The following is a 13,227-nucleotide window of genomic DNA, read 5'->3' on the forward strand; positions in this document are numbered from 1 at the left end:
GAGGAGAGGCGACGACGATGTCGATGACCACCAGCACGAGCACGACCGGCCTCCCGCGCATCGCGGGCAAGACCTGGGTGGCCTTCGGGGCCACGGGGGCGCTCGCCTCCATCCACTCCCATGACGACGGCTACGAGGTGCGGCCGCTGCGCCGCGGCGTGTTGGCCGGCACCTACCCCACCCTGGAGATCGCGAAGGCCGCGCTCCGGGCGGTCCGGGGCGACGAGCTCCGCTTCACCGAGCACTGATTCCGCGCCCCCCTCCCCAGGCCCGCATCCGTCGCGTCGCGCGCGGGATCCGCTCGAGCGTCCCGCTCGATGCCCGCGGCCGTCCATCCTGGGCCGGCGGTCACGCGGTCGCGGGAAGGGGAGCGTCGGTGCGGGATCGGTGCGAGGAGCACGACGGCGACGAGCGCGAGAACGGTGTGTCCGTCGTGGTCCACGGAGCGGTCGCGCGGCGGCCGCGGTGCATCTCCACGGTCGAGGGCTGGGAGGTCGCGAGCCTCGTCCTCGGGCCCGGCGACGTCGGCGTCGGCGTGCCGGAGGGCGGTGCCGTCCTCGTCGTGTGCTCGGGCGTCGGATCGGCGGGCGCCGTGACGCGCCTCGCGGCGGGGGAGGAGGTGATCGTCCTCGGCCGCCTCGTCCCGCGACGCGCCGCCCGTCCGGAGCACGACGTGATCGAGCTCGTGGCCGATGCGGTGCTGGCCCGACGCCGGGCAGGGGAGGTCACCACGGCGACGGAGCCTAGGATCGCACCATGAGCGGATCCCCCCGGTGGCTCGAGCCGGATCAGCAGCGCGCCTGGCGGACGGTCATCGTCGCGCTGAACCACGTCAGCGAGCGCATCGAGCGGCAGCTCCTCCGCGACGCGGGCATGCCGCACGCCTACTACATGATCCTCGTCCGGCTGTCGGAGGCCGAGGGCGGCGCGCTCCCCATGAGCGTCCTCGCCCGGGCGCTGCAGGCCTCGGCGAGCCGCACCTCGCACGCCGTCACCCGGCTGGAGCAGCTCGGCTGGGTCCGCCGCTCGCGCTCGCCCCACGACGGCCGGAGCCTGCTCGCCGAGCTCACCGACGAGGGCCGCGCGACCCTCGAGGCGGCGGCCCCCGGCCACGCCGAGGAGGTGCTCCGCACGGTGTTCGACCCGCTGACCGCGGATCAGACCGCGCAGCTCGAGGCCATCGCGCGGGATATCCTCGCCAGCATGAGCGCATCCTCCCTCGACGACGGCCAGGGGAGCGCCCGCGGCGACGACCTCGCCATCCCCGCGGCACCCGACCGCGACGACGACACGGCCTGCGCCGACGAGTCCGCCGCGTGATCCGCGCTCCCCGCGCCCTCCTGGCGCCGGCGCTCCTCGGCGCCCTGCTCCTGTCGGCCTGCACGCAGACGCCCGCGTCGCCCGAGCCGACCCCGACCGCCGTCACCGGCAGCGCCGAGCCCGGCGCCTCGCCTGCCGCGCCCGCCACACCCACCGTCGCGCCCGTCGACCCGGACGGCACGGCCGAGGGCAACCTGCCCGCCTTCGAGGCGACGGCGGGAGCGGTCGTCGCCGCGGACCCCAACGCGCAGGGTCGCGCCCTCGTGGACGCGCTCGTGGCAGCCGGCTTCCCGAAGGACCGCATGGAGGTCACCGCTGACGCGACGCCGCTCGGCAACTCCGTCGACTCGATCCTCGTCGCCGTGCACATGCCCGACGCGTGCCTCATCGGGCAGCGGGCGCAGGACGGCTTCACCGCCCACGTCGAGCCGACGCTCTCCTCCGGCCGCTGCCTGGTCGGCCAGACCCGCGCGATCGACTGGTGACCCCGGTCCCGGTGCCTCCACGCGCGGCGTCCGGCACCCGCGGCACTGAATAGACTCGTGCCCATGGCTGAATACATCTACTCGATGGTCCGCGCCCGGAAGTCGGTCGGCGACAAGCTGATCCTCGACGACGTCACCATGTCGTTCATCCCCGGCGCCAAGATCGGCGTCGTCGGGCCGAACGGCGCGGGCAAGTCGACGATCCTGAAGATCATGGCGGGCCTCGACACCCCGAGCAACGGCGAGGCGAAGCTCTCACCCGGCTACTCGGTCGGCATCCTCATGCAGGAGCCCGAGCTCGACGAGTCGAAGACCGTGCTCGAGAACGTCCAGGAGGGCGTCGGCCCGCTGAAGGCGCAGGTCGACCGCTACAACGAGATCGCCGCGGCCATGGCCGAGCCCGACGCCGACTTCGACACCCTGCTCGCCGAGATGGGAACGCTGCAGGAGGCCATCGACGCCGCCGACGGCTGGGAGCTCGACTCGCAGCTCGAGCAGGCGATGGACGCGCTCCGCACCCCGCCGGGCGACGCCTCGGTCGCGAACCTCTCGGGCGGCGAGAAGCGCCGCGTCGCGCTCTGCAAGCTCCTGCTCCAGAAGCCCGACCTGCTGCTCCTCGACGAGCCCACCAACCACCTCGACGCCGAGAGCGTGCTCTGGCTCGAGCAGCACCTCTCCAAGTACCCGGGCGCCGTCCTCGCCGTGACCCACGACCGGTACTTCCTCGACCACGTGGCCGAGTGGATCGCCGAGGTCGACCGCGGACGCCTCTACCCGTACGAGGGCAACTACTCGACCTACCTCGAGAAGAAGCAGGAGCGCCTGAGCGTCCAGGGCAAGAAGGACGCCAAGCTCTCCAAGCGCCTCGCCGAGGAGCTCGACTGGGTGCGCAGCAACGCGAAGGGCCGCCAGGCGAAGTCGAAGGCGCGCCTCGCCCGCTACGAGGAGATGGTGACCGAGGCGGAGCGCACGAGGAAGCTGGACTTCGAGGAGATCCAGATCCCCGTCGGCCCGCGCCTCGGCTCGCAGGTCATCGACGCGACGAAGCTGCACAAGCAGTTCGGCGAGCGGGTCCTCATCGACGACCTCTCCTTCACCCTGCCGCGCAACGGCATCGTCGGCGTCATCGGCCCGAACGGCGTCGGCAAGACCACGCTGTTCAAGACCATCGTCGGCTTCGAGCCGCTCGACTCCGGCGAGCTCAAGGTCGGCGACACCGTCGACATCTCCTACGTCGACCAGAGCCGCGGCGGCATCGACCCCGAGAAGTCGCTGTTCGAGGTCGTCTCCGACGGCCAGGACTACATCCAGGTCGGCAAGCAGGAGGTGCCCGCGCGCGCCTACGTCTCGACCTTCGGGTTCAAGGGCCCCGACCAGCAGAAGAAGGCCGGCATCCTCTCCGGTGGCGAGCGCAACCGCCTCAACCTCGCGCTCACGCTCAAGCAGGGCGGCAACCTGCTGCTGCTCGACGAGCCCACCAACGACCTGGACGTCGAGACGCTCGGCAGCCTCGAGAACGCCCTGCTCGAGTTCCCCGGCTGCGCCGTGGTCATCACCCACGACCGGTGGTTCCTCGACCGGATCGCGACCCACATCCTCTCCTACGAGGGCACGGAGGAGGACCCGGCGAACTGGTACTGGTTCGAGGGCAACTTCGAGTCGTACGAGCAGAACAAGATCGAGCGCCTGGGCGCGGACGCCGCGAAGCCGCACCGCTCGGCGTACCGCAAGCTGACCCGGGACTGATCCGGTGACCCGGGTCCACGTCCCGATCCACCTGAGGTGGGCGGACCTCGACGCCTACGACCATGTGAACAACGTGGAGGTCCTCCGGCTGCTGGAGGAGGCGCGCGTGCGCGCCTTCTGGCAGGGCGAGGACGACGGCGAGGACGCGGGGCTCGCGCTCATCGACGCGTCCGCGGGCGCGGCGACCATGACCCTGATCGCCCGGCAGGAGGTCGAGTACCTGCTCCCCATCTCCTACGGGCGGCGTCCGCTCGACGTGCAGGTGTGGCTGGGGCGGCTCGGCGGGTCCAGCTTCGAGGCGTGCTACGAGCTGCGGTCGCCCGCGGGCGTCGAACCGGCCGTGCTGTACGCGCGCGCCTCCACGACGATCGTGCTCGTCGACGCCGCCATGGGGCGCCCGCGGCGGATCACCGAGGACGAGCGCGCCGCCTGGTCGACTTACCTCGAGGAGCCGGTGGCGTTCAGCCGCCGCGGCTGAGGGAGGCCGGTCAGGCGCGGTCCCCGAGGGGGACCCGGACCATGCCCTCCTGGGCCACGCTCGCGAGCAGCACGCCGTCGCGCGAGTAGATCCGCCCGAGCGAGAGGCCGCGGCCGCCCTGCGCGCTGGTCGACTCCTGCACGTAGAGCATCCACTCGTCCGCGCGTCCGAAGCGGTGGAACCACATGGCGTGGTCGAGGCTCGCGGCCTTGATGCCGGGGGTCGCCCACGAGAGGCCGTGCCGGCGGTAGATGGACTCGAGGATCGAGTAGTCGCTCGCGTAGGCGAGGGAGGCCAGGTGCACGGCCGGGTCGTCGGGGAGGCGGCCGATGGCGCGGATCCACACGGCCTGGTGCGCGACGCGGTCGGGCGCGGCGCCGAAGTAGACGGGCTGCTCGACGTGGCGCATGTCGAAGGGGCGGTCGTTCGCCCAGTGCGCGGCGACAGGGTGGTCGATGCGCGACAGCACGTCGCGCGCGCTCGGCAGGGACTCCGGCTCGGGGATCCCCTCGGGCATCGGCGCCTGGTGCTCGAGGCCCTCGTCCGCGTCCTGGAACGACGCGATCATCGAGAGTATGGGACGGCCGTCCTGGTACGCCTGCGTGCGGCGGGTCGAGAACGAGCGGCCGTCGTGGATCCGGTCGACCGAGAAGGTGATGGGCTTGGTGACGTCGCCGGGCCGCAGGAAGTAGCCGTGCATGCTGTGCGGCCGGCGGTCGGCGTCCGTGGTGCGCATGGCCGCGACGAGGGACTGCGCGAGCACCTGGCCGCCGAAGACGCGGCCCATGGGCATCCACTGCGACGGACCGGTGGAGATGTCCTCGCTCGTGCGCGCGCCCGTGTCGGTGAGGTCGAGGGCGGTGAGGAGGCCGGCGAGCGGGCCGTCGTCCGGGATGTCGGATGCGTGGTCGGTCATGGGTCCTCCGCCTGGCGGGCCGGCCTCGGGTGGCCGGGCGCCCGGCGGATCGCACGGGCGCATCCAGTAGCTTAGACACGCCATGACGCCCTCCTTCGCCCTCCGGGACGCCCTCGCCCTCGGCGATCTGCAGACCTTCCTCGGGCGCTCCGCCCGCGTCGACGACGGTGCCGTGCGCCTCATCGGATCCGGCGGTGTCCTCGCCGTCTACACCTCGGTGCTGCAGCCCGCCGGCCTCCTCGACCGGTCGCCCACCGTGCTCGGCCTCCGCACGTTCGCGGCCGAGACGCAGGGGCCCGTCGACAGCGTGGTGCCGATCCGCGCGCTCCTCGACCGGCTCGCGCGCCTCGAGGGGCCGGCCACCGGATCCCCGGGCGAGCCCGTTGGCGTGCTCGTGCCGCCGGACACGGCTACCGCGCCCTGGGCGGGGATCTCGCCGCCGCGGGCCGGGTGGGAGCGCGTCGTCGACGTGCCCGCCGCCTCCCTCCGCGCAGCCGCGCGGGCCGGGATCGACGAGGTCGCCGCCGCCGTGCCGTCGGGCATCGGCGAGCAGATCGTGTCGCGCGTGCGCGGCGAGGTGTGGGGCCGCGCCGTGGAGGGCGCGCCCGACGTGGTGGCCGGCGGGGCCTTCGCGGCCTACAGCCTCGGGTTCCTCGGGCCGGATCCCGCGCCCGACGCGGCGCCGGATGACGCGGAGGCGCCCGTCGCGGTGTTCCGCACCGGACCCTGGACGCGACTCACCATGGCGCGCGGGCACGTGCTCGTGCGGCGGCTCTAACGCGCCCTCCAGCCCCGGCGCGTCCCGGTGCCGCCGTGCTCAGGACTCGTCGAACGTGTTGACCATCGCGTGGGCGGCGCGCTCCAGGTAGTCCCAGAGCTGCGCCTCGTGCATCGGGGCCAGGTCGAGCGAGTCGACGGCCACGCGCATGTGCGCGAGCCAGCGGTCGCGGGCGTCGGGGTTGACGCGGAACGGCATGTGCCGCATCCGCAGGCGCGGGTGGCCCCGCTCGTCGCTGTAGGTCGTGGGGCCGCCCCAGTACTGCTCGAGGAAGCCGGTGAGGCGCTGGATCGCGCCCTCGAGGTCCTCCTCGGGGTACATCGCGACGAGCACGGGGTCCTCGGCGACGCCGCGGTAGAACTCCCGGACGAGCCTCTCGAAGGTGGGGCGGCCGCCCACGTCGTCGTAGAACGAGCTCGCGAGCAGGTCGGCCATCAGGACTCCTCGGGCGGCGTGGCGGGCTTCCGCGGCTGGCGCGGCGCGCGCGGGGGCTTCGGGGGAGCCGCCTCCTGGGACCCGCTGTCCGGGTCCAGGGTCGACTCCGTGGACGCGGGGTCCTCGGGGAGCACGGTCCAGGTCGCGGTGATCTCGTCCTCGTCGGGATCCTGCGCGGGCGCCGGGCCCTGGGCGGGGATCATCTGCGTCGAGCGCGGGTCGGGGCGGGAGCCGGCGGCGCCGCGGACGACGGGGGAGGCGGATCCGGCCGCCGGGGATCCGGGCTGGCGCGGGGCGACCTTGCGGGCGGCGCGCTTGCGGGGAGCCGGCTGCTCGGGCTGCTGCACGGGCGTCGACGCGGTGCGCGGCGGGTGCGCGCCGCCCACGCTGGCCGCGCTGTCGAAGCCCGTGAGGACGACGGCGGTGAGGGAGGGCAGGGTGACGCCCATCGCGTCGAGGGCCGCCTTGAGCCGTGCACGGAGCTCGCGGGAGACGTCGTCGCGCGCGTTGCTGCGCGTCTTGACGACGATCCGGATCACGACCGCCGACTCGGAGATCGACTCGATGCCCCAGAGCTCGGGCTTCTCGACGATGCGCGAACGCCACTTCGGGGTGGACGCGAGCTCGGTGGCGGTCGCGAGCATGCGCTCCTGCACGGCCTGCACGTCGGTGTCGTAGGGCACGGCGAGGTCGATGACCACGCGGGCCCAGCCCTGCGACATGTTGCCGACGCGGAGAATCTCTCCGTTCCGCACGAACCAGAGCGTGCCGTTGACGTCGCGGAGGGTCGTGATGCGGATGCCGACGGTCTCGACGACGCCCGTCGCGGGCCCCACGTCGACGACGTCGCCCACGCCGAGCTGGTCCTCCACGACCATGAACAGGCCGTTGAGGATGTCCTTGACGATGTTCTGCGCGCCGAAGCCGAGGCCCGCGCCGAGGGCGGCGGTGAGGAGGGCGAGGGAGCTGGTGACGTTGGGGGCCACCTCGGAGAGCACGCTCGCGAGCACGATGACCACGATCACGACGGTGGTGATGTTGCTCAGCACGCTGCCGAGGGTCCGGGTGCGCTGCACGACGCGGACGGCCGTGAGCGGCGATGCCTGGATCGACTGCGTGTCGTCGACGTTCTGCCGCTTCTTCACGCCCGTGACGATCTGGTCGACGGTGTGGCGGATGACGACCAGCAGGATCCAGCGCAGGAGTATGCCGCCGAGGACGTAGGAGATGACTCTGATCAGCACGCCCCAGGTGGAGAAGAACGAGCCGTCGCCGCAGCACACCATGCTCAGGTCCATCGCGACGCGCTTCCGACGGGGATGAGGAGAGGGGAGGTCATCCGGCCGAGTGTACCGGCGACCTCCCCGGCCGGCCCTGGGTCCGTCCGCAGGAGCGGGGTGGACGACGAGGGGGACGGCCGCGTGCGCGACCGTCCCCCTCGGGTGGAGCTCCGGCTACTCGGCGTCCTTCGCCTGCGCCCGGAGCGCCCGCTCGACGCCCGACAGCAGCTCGCTGACGAGGCGGCGGAGCGCCGGCGGCTCCGGGTTCGCGTCGAGCCAGGCGACGGTCGCGTCGCGCAGCTCCGCGTCGGCGAGCGGCGACGGGTAGAAGCCGCCGATGAGCGCCGCCGCGATGGCGTAGCTGCGGGACTCCCACACGCCCTGCAGCGCGTCGAAGTACGCGCCCACATACGGGCGCAGCAGCTCGGTGTCCGCCGCGCGACGGAAGCCGAGCCCCGTGGTGCGCACGATCGTGTTCGGCTCGGTGTCGGCCTCCCACACGGACGCCCACGCCGCCTTCTTGCCCTCCGCCGTGGGGAGCGCCGCGCGGGCCTGGGCCGCCGACTGCGCACCCGTCGCCGTGCGGTCGGCCGCGAGCGCCGCGTCGATCTCGGCGGTGCCGGCGCGACCGCCCGCGACGAGCGCGGTCAGCAGCTCCCAGCGGAGGTCGGCGTCGATCTCGACGCCCTCGAGCGTCTCGGTCCCGTCGAGCAGCGCCTGCACGTGATCCAGCTGCGCGGGCTCGGCCGCCACCTGCGCGAAGGTGCGCAGGAACTGGAACTGGTTGTCGGATCCGGGCGCCGCCTGCGCCGTGAGCGCCCACAGCTCGGTGGCGACCGTCGCCAGCAGCTCGTCGCGGTGATCCGGAGCCGAGTACGACGCGGCGGCCGTGGTGAGCTGCGCGAGCGCGTAGCGGAGGGCCGTCGACTCGTCCTCGGTGGCGACGTTGTCGAGCACGAGGCGGGCGTAGTCGCGGGCGCGGATCTCGCCGTCGCGCGTCGCGTCCCACACCGAGGCGAAGACGAGCGAGCGGGCGAGCGAGTCCTCGAACGCGGCGAGGTGGCGCATCGCGACCTCGAGCGACGCGGGATCCAGGCGGACCTTCGCGTAGGTGAGGTCGTCGTCGTTCAGCAGCACGAGCGCGGGGCGCTGGCGGCCGACGAGCTCGGCGACCTCGGTGCGGTCGCCGTCGACGTCCAGCTCGAACCGGTCGGTGCGGACCAGCTTCGCGTCGCGCAGCTCGTAGAAGCCGATCGCCAGGCGGTGCGGGCGGAGCGTCGGGTAGTCCTCCGCGGCCTCCTGCAGCACGGCGAACGACGTGATGACGCCGTCCTCGTCGGTCTCGATCTCGGGACGCAGCGTGTTCACGCCCGAGGTCTTGAGCCACAGGTCGGTCCAGCGCTCGAGGTCGCGCCCGCTCGTGCCCTCGAGCTCCGACGTGAAGTCGCGGAGGGTCGAGTTGCCGAACGCGTGGCGCTGGAAGTACGCGGCCACGCCCGCGAGGAACTCCTCCTGGCCGACGTAGGCGACGAGCTGGCGCAGCACCGACGCGCCCTTGGCGTACGTGATGCCGTCGAAGTTGACCTGCACGTCCTCCAGGTCGTTGATGGTCGCGTAGACGGGGTGCGTGCTCGGGAGCTGGTCCTGGTTGTAGGCCCAGGACTTCTCGCCGGCGTTGAACGTGGTCCACGCGCCCGTCCACTCGGTGCCCTCGGCCGTGGCCAGGGTCGAGATGTACGTGGCGAAGGACTCGTTGAGCCACAGGTCGTCCCACCACTTCATGGTGACGAGGTCGCCGAACCACATGTGCGCGAGCTCGTGCAGGATCGTCGTGACCCGGCGCTCCTTCACCGCGTCGGTGACCTTGGAGCGGAAGACGTAGCTCTCCACGAACGTGACGGCGCCCGCGTTCTCCATCGCGCCGGCGTTGAACTCGGGGACGAAGAGCTGGTCGTACTTGGGGAACGGGTAGGGGTACTCGAAGCGCTCCTCGAAGAACGCGAAGCCCTCGCGGGTCTTCTCGAAGACGTAGTCGGCGTCGAGGTGCTCCATGAGCGACTTGCGGGCGAAGACGCCGAGCGGGATCGTGCGGCCGTCGCTCGAGGTGAGCTCGCTGCGGACGGCGCCGTAGGGGCCCGCGATGAGCGCCGTGATGTAGCTCGACATGCGCAGCGTCGGCTCGAAGGTCCACGTGGAGGCGCCGTCGGCGGCGGCCGTGGGCTCGGGCGTGGGGGAGTTGGACACGACCTCCCAGTGCGAGGGCGCGGTGACGGTGAAGCGGAAGACCGCCTTGAGGTCGGGCTGCTCGAACACCGCGAACATGCGGCGGGAGTCCGGCACCTCGAACTGGGAGTAGAGGTAGACCTCGTCGTCGACGGGATCCACGAAGCGGTGCAGCCCCTCGCCCGTGTTCGTGTACATGGCGTCGGCGACGACCGTGAGCTCGTTCTCCTGCGCGAGGTCGTCGAGGCGGATGCGGACGCCGTCGCTGACGTCGGCCGGGTCGAGCTCGCGGCCGTTCAGCGTCACGGAATGCACCGTGCGGGTGATCGCGTCGATGAACGTGGACGCCCCGGCCGTGGCGGTGAAGCGCACGGTCGTGGTGGATCCGAACACCTCCGCACCGCGGGTGAGGTCGAGCGCCACGTCGTACTCGGACACGGCCAGCAGCGCGGCGCGCTCCTCGGCCTCGACGCGGGTGAGGTTCTCTCCTGGCATGCTGCTCCTGCTCGTCCGTGAGGTGGGTGGGCCGTGCGTGCGGACGCGCTTCGCGTGACGATGCCCCAGGCGGTCGGGACCGCGGGTGCATGGGCGGAGCGGCGCCGCTTCCGGAGCCGATCCTATTGCGTCGGCTGACCTAGGCTTGCGGCATGTCCGACGTTCAGAGCACCCCCCGCACCACCGCCGTCGAGTTCTGGTTCGACCCGTCCTGCCCCTGGGCGTGGATGACCTCCCGCTGGGTCGACGAGGTCGCCCGCCACCGCGACCTCGACATCACCTGGCGCGTCATGAGCCTCGCCGTCCTCAACGAGGACAAGGCCGACGACCCGAACTTCGCCGCCTTCCTCCCGCGCGCCCTCCGGTTCACGCGCCTCGTCGCCGCGGTCGAGGCCGAGCACGGCGCCGAGCACGTCAAGCCGCTCTACGACGCCCTCGGCACGCGGATCCACCTCCGCGACCAGAAGGACGCCGACGTCGTGATCCCCGAGGTGCTCGCGGAGCTCGGCCTCCCCGCGGAGCTCGCCGAGACGAGCCGCACCGACCGCTACGACGAGCCCATGCGCGCCAGCCACTTCGACGGCATCGAGCGCGTCGGCCAGGACGTCGGCACGCCCGTCATCGCGGTCGACGGCGTCGCGTTCTTCGGTCCCGTCATCTCGCCGGCGCCGAAGGGCGAGGAGGCCGTCAAGCTGTGGGACGGCGTCGTCGCCGTCGCCGCCTACCCGGGCTTCTTCGAGATCAAGCGCTCGCGCACCGTGGGCCCGATCTTCGACTGACCCTTTCCCGTCGCGTGCGCGGCGGCCGGGCGTCCGCGGATGCCCGGCCGCGGCGCGCCCGGCACCGCCCGCGCCGCGGGCACGACGCCGCCTGCGCGGCAGGAGGAGTGCACGATGCGCATCCACATCGCGACCGACCACGCGGGACTCGACTTCTCGAGGTTCCTCGCCGAGCACCTGGGCGCCGCGGGGCACGACGTCGTCGACCACGGGCCCACCTCGTACGACCCGCTCGACGACTACCCCTCGTTCTGCATCCGCGCTGCGCGTGCCGTCGTCGCCGACCAGCGCGCGGGCACGGCCGCGCTCGGCGTGGTGTTCGGCGGATCCGGCAACGGCGAGCAGATCGCCGCGAACAAGGTCGATGGCGTGCGCGCGGCGCTCGTCTGGAACCTCTCGACGGCCGTGCTCGCCCGCCAGCACAACGACGCCAACGTGATCTCCATCGGCGCCCGCCAGCACACCGTCGAGGAGGCCACGGCCTTCATCGACGCGTTCATCGCGGAGCCGTTCTCCGCAGAGGAGCGACACGCGCGCCGCATCGCGCAGCTCGCCGAGTACGAGACGACGGGGGCCATCGCCGGTCACCCCGTCACCGACTAGGCCGCCGTGCCCGAGGGGCATTCGATCCACCGGATCGCGAAGCAGTTCGAGGCGCACTTCGTGGGCGACGTCGTGCAGGCGTCCTCCCCGCAGGGTCGCTTCGCGGAGGGCGCGCCCGTCCTCGATGGCCGCCGGCTCCTCGCCGCGAAGGCCGTGGGCAAGCAGATGTTCCTCGAGTTCGACGGCGACGTCTGGCTGCGCGTGCACCTCGGCCTCTACGGTGCGTGGGACTTCGCGGGCGATGTCTCGACGCTCAACCGGATGGGGCAGAACGGGATGCGCGGCGATGTACCCGTCGACGACCGCGTCGACGACGCTCCCGTCGACGCCGACGCGGAGGACTCCCTCGCGAGCATCGGGGCGCCCCGGCGCGCGCGCCTCCGCATGGCCGAGCAGGAGAAGGTGCACGACCCGTTCTCCTCCGACGCGTGGCCGCCGGAGCCCGTGGGCCAGGTGCGCGTGCGGCTCCTCACCGAGCACGCCGTAGCGGATCTGCGCGGCCCCACCGCGTGCGTCGTCGCGAGCCCCGAGGAGGTGCGGCAGGCCATCGACAAGCTGGGACCGGATCCCCTCGTCGACGGCGGCAAGCGCTCCGAGGACCGCTTCACGGCGACGGTGCGGAAGAAGCCGACGGCGATCGGCCTGCTGCTCATGGACCAGTCCGTGGTCAGCGGGATCGGCAACGTCTACCGCGCCGAGCTGCTGTTCCGCGCACGGCAGAACCCGCACACGCCGGGACGCGACGTGCCCGAGGACGTCGTCCGCGGGCTGTGGAAGGACTGGTCGAAGCTCCTGCGCAAGGGCGTCGAGGTCGGCCAGATGATGACCATGGACGGCCTGCGAGGCAAGAAGCTCGACGCCGCGCTCCGCCACCGCGCGGACCGGCACTGGGTCTACCACCGCGAGGGTCTGCCGTGCCGGGTGTGCGGCACGAACATCGTCATGGAGGAGGCCGCCGGTCGGAAGCTGTACTGGTGCCCGTACTGCCAGGCGTGACGCGCGACGCGGACTGGCCAGGCGACCGCACGACGAAGGGGCCCGGATCCGATCGGATCCGGGCCCCTCGACCGTCGCGGCGGCTGCCGGGATCTACTCGCTGATGTGGGCGAAGAGGAACCAGCGGTCCTTCTCGAGCCCGCGGGCGATCTCGATGGCGACGTCCTGGCTGTTGACGTCGATCTCGCCGAGCTCCTGCACGGCGCGGTTGACGAGCTCCATCGTGGCGTCGATCTGCGCGATGACCTCCGCGATGGTGGCGCTCGACGGGCGGAAGCCGGGCGTGAGGGCCGCGGTCGTGGTGGACGCGGCGACGGTCTCGATGCGCGCGTCGATAGGGAGGCCGAGGGCGACGACGCGCTCGGCGGCGGTGTCGGCCCACCCCTGCGCGTGGGAGACGAGGACGTCGAGGAACTCGTGCACGCCGATGAAGTTCGCGCCGCGGACGTGCCAGTGCGCCTGCTTGCCGTTGACGGCGAGGGCCTGGAGGTTGACGACGACGGGGCTGAGGAACTGCGCGACGCCGGCGGCGACGTCGGCCGATGCGGAGCTGGTGGGGACGTGGACGGTGTCGGTCATGGGTTCTCTCCTCGAGCGGCTGGACGGGTCTGCGGGCTGCGGACGATGCCGCCAATCTCGCGCATCCCGCGGCTGCCCGCAAGCAAGCTGAGGCATGGCTTACCGGGTCGCATC

General features: G+C 72.5%; 15 protein-coding genes. 10 read left to right on the forward strand and 5 right to left on the reverse strand.

Translation table 11 applies throughout. The features are described 5' to 3' along the window. The first annotated feature begins 23 nt into the window (after positions 1–23). The 6 genes from JOE38_RS02260 (at position 24) to JOE38_RS02285 (ending at position 4,029) form a co-directional block, all read left to right on the forward strand. A complete protein-coding gene (locus JOE38_RS02260) occupies positions 24–248 on the forward strand; it encodes a hypothetical protein (protein WP_239544731.1) in 225 nt (74 codons plus the stop codon). A 128-nt stretch (positions 249–376) separates the two neighbouring features. After that, positions 377–760 (forward strand): hypothetical protein, encoded by a 384-nt coding sequence (locus JOE38_RS02265; protein ID WP_204574676.1) that lies wholly within the window; start codon positions 377–379, stop codon positions 758–760. Further along, positions 757–1,320 carry a MarR family winged helix-turn-helix transcriptional regulator gene (locus JOE38_RS02270; RefSeq protein ID WP_204574677.1) on the forward strand — a complete coding sequence of 188 codons (564 nt, stop codon included), beginning with the start codon at positions 757–759 and terminating at the stop codon, positions 1,318–1,320. Before JOE38_RS02265 ends, JOE38_RS02270 begins: the two co-directional genes overlap by 4 nt. Then, positions 1,317–1,805, forward strand: a complete 489-nt coding sequence (locus JOE38_RS02275) for a DUF6993 domain-containing protein (RefSeq protein WP_204574678.1) — start codon at positions 1,317–1,319, stop codon at positions 1,803–1,805. Before JOE38_RS02270 ends, JOE38_RS02275 begins: the two co-directional genes overlap by 4 nt. Before the next feature lie 63 nt (positions 1,806–1,868). After that, entirely contained in the window at positions 1,869–3,551 is a 1,683-nt protein-coding gene (gene ettA, locus JOE38_RS02280; protein ID WP_204574679.1) for an energy-dependent translational throttle protein EttA, read from the forward strand. 4 nt (positions 3,552–3,555) lie between these two features. Next, positions 3,556–4,029 carry an acyl-CoA thioesterase gene (locus tag JOE38_RS02285; protein WP_204574680.1) on the forward strand — a complete coding sequence of 158 codons (474 nt, stop codon included), beginning with the start codon at positions 3,556–3,558 and terminating at the stop codon, positions 4,027–4,029. A gap of 10 nt (positions 4,030–4,039) precedes the next feature. Here the strand turns inward: JOE38_RS02285 and JOE38_RS02290 are convergent, their stop codons facing one another. Continuing rightward, complete coding sequence (locus JOE38_RS02290) at positions 4,040–4,945, reverse strand: acyl-CoA thioesterase (RefSeq protein WP_204574681.1); 906 nt, start codon at positions 4,943–4,945, stop codon at positions 4,040–4,042. Positions 4,946–5,027: 82 nt separating this feature from the next. On the opposite strand from JOE38_RS02290, the gene JOE38_RS02295 reads away from it, so the two are divergent. Next, complete coding sequence (locus tag JOE38_RS02295) at positions 5,028–5,723, forward strand: hypothetical protein (RefSeq protein WP_204574682.1); 696 nt, start codon at positions 5,028–5,030, stop codon at positions 5,721–5,723. A gap of 39 nt (positions 5,724–5,762) precedes the next feature. On the opposite strand, the gene JOE38_RS02300 is transcribed toward JOE38_RS02295, so the two are convergent. The 3 genes from JOE38_RS02300 to pepN all read right to left on the reverse strand — a co-directional run bounded on the left by JOE38_RS02300 (position 5,763) and on the right by pepN (position 10,156). Continuing rightward, entirely contained in the window at positions 5,763–6,158 is a 396-nt protein-coding gene (locus tag JOE38_RS02300) for a globin (RefSeq protein WP_204574683.1), read from the reverse strand. Continuing rightward, positions 6,158–7,456, reverse strand: coding sequence for a mechanosensitive ion channel family protein (locus tag JOE38_RS02305; RefSeq protein WP_204574684.1), 1,299 nt, complete (start codon positions 7,454–7,456; stop codon positions 6,158–6,160). Before JOE38_RS02305 ends, JOE38_RS02300 begins: the two co-directional genes overlap by 1 nt. A 156-nt stretch (positions 7,457–7,612) precedes the next feature. Continuing rightward, positions 7,613–10,156, reverse strand: coding sequence for an aminopeptidase N (gene pepN, locus JOE38_RS02310; protein WP_204574685.1), 2,544 nt, complete (start codon positions 10,154–10,156; stop codon positions 7,613–7,615). A gap of 152 nt (positions 10,157–10,308) precedes the next feature. Between pepN and JOE38_RS02315 the strand changes: the two genes are divergently transcribed. The 3 genes from JOE38_RS02315 to JOE38_RS02325 all read left to right on the forward strand — a co-directional run bounded on the left by JOE38_RS02315 (position 10,309) and on the right by JOE38_RS02325 (position 12,534). After that, positions 10,309–10,935, forward strand: coding sequence for a mycothiol-dependent nitroreductase Rv2466c family protein (locus JOE38_RS02315; RefSeq protein ID WP_204574686.1), 627 nt, complete (start codon positions 10,309–10,311; stop codon positions 10,933–10,935). Positions 10,936–11,049: 114 nt separating this feature from the next. Next, on the forward strand, positions 11,050–11,538 hold the full coding sequence (locus JOE38_RS02320; protein WP_204574687.1) for a ribose-5-phosphate isomerase: 489 nt from the start codon (positions 11,050–11,052) through the stop codon (positions 11,536–11,538). Positions 11,539–11,544: 6 nt separating this feature from the next. After that, positions 11,545–12,534 (forward strand): Fpg/Nei family DNA glycosylase, encoded by a 990-nt coding sequence (locus tag JOE38_RS02325; protein WP_204574688.1) that lies wholly within the window; start codon positions 11,545–11,547, stop codon positions 12,532–12,534. 93 nt (positions 12,535–12,627) lie between these two features. On the opposite strand, the gene JOE38_RS02330 is transcribed toward JOE38_RS02325, so the two are convergent. Next, positions 12,628–13,113: a Dps family protein gene (locus JOE38_RS02330; RefSeq protein WP_012298871.1), complete on the reverse strand. Its 486-nt coding sequence runs from the start codon at positions 13,111–13,113 to the stop codon at positions 12,628–12,630. Positions 13,114–13,227: the final 114 nt, after the last annotated feature.

It is taken from the genome of Clavibacter michiganensis, assembly GCF_016907085.1.
GTDB lineage: Bacteria > Actinomycetota > Actinomycetes > Actinomycetales > Microbacteriaceae > Clavibacter > Clavibacter michiganensis_O.